Raw genomic sequence first — 820 nt, forward strand, 5'->3', positions numbered from 1 at the left:
TGTGACAAGGATTTCTGGTTCAATCATTATACAATGCTCAATACTCGTTCCCACATGCCCCTTACAGGTCACTGGCATCTTTACTACATCGAACTTCAGAAATGCCTTAAACAGATCAGCAGCAGCAGCGAAAAAAAGAAAAAGTTTCTTGAGACACCATTGGAACAATGGGCATATTTTCTTGCAAAACCCCAGGATAATCAAAAACCCCTTGAGCCTGCACTTAAAGAAAACCAGGGAATTATGGAGGTATATGATATGCTTCAGACATTTACAAAGGAAGATTCATTGCGAGAGCAATACCGTCTCAGGGAGGAGTTTCTCAGGGCACAGAGAACCGAGGCATTGGAATATCAGAGAATGATCGAAAAATATCAAAATGCCTTGAAGGATAAAAAAGATGTACAAAAACAATGGGAGGCGGAAAAAAAGGAACGAGAACGGGAGAGAAGGGAAAAAGAAACGGCTTTTAGAGAACGGGAACAAGAGAAAAAAGAAAAAGAAGCGGCTTTTAAACAAATGGAAGAATTCAAATACAACAGTATATTGAAATTGAAGCAACAGGAAATTTCGTTAGAAAATATTGCAGAGATATTGTCGATTCCCATGGAAGAGATTCGACTTCTTTTGAATGAATGAGTGATCTCTTGAAACTCATTATTATAACGTACATGGTGGATTACCGCCACAATCGAAGGGATGAAAGTCGTTTTAAAAACAGCCTGTTACCGAGACTTTCATATAAACATGTAGCCATCCTTCATTATGAATTTGAAAGAGACGAAAGTGGAAAAGGTAACATAATCCAATGGAGATAAAG

General features: G+C 38.2%; 1 protein-coding gene. It reads left to right on the plus strand.

Annotated elements, in window-relative coordinates:
• Positions 1-639: PD-(D/E)XK nuclease family transposase (locus MTBBW1_RS14250; RefSeq protein ID WP_186441316.1), on the plus strand; the 639-nt coding region annotated here is incomplete at its 5' end.
• Positions 640-820: the final 181 nt, after the last annotated feature.

The sequence above is a fragment of the Desulfamplus magnetovallimortis genome (assembly GCF_900170035.1).
Taxonomy (GTDB): Bacteria; Desulfobacterota; Desulfobacteria; order Desulfobacterales; family Desulfobacteraceae; genus Desulfamplus; species Desulfamplus magnetovallimortis.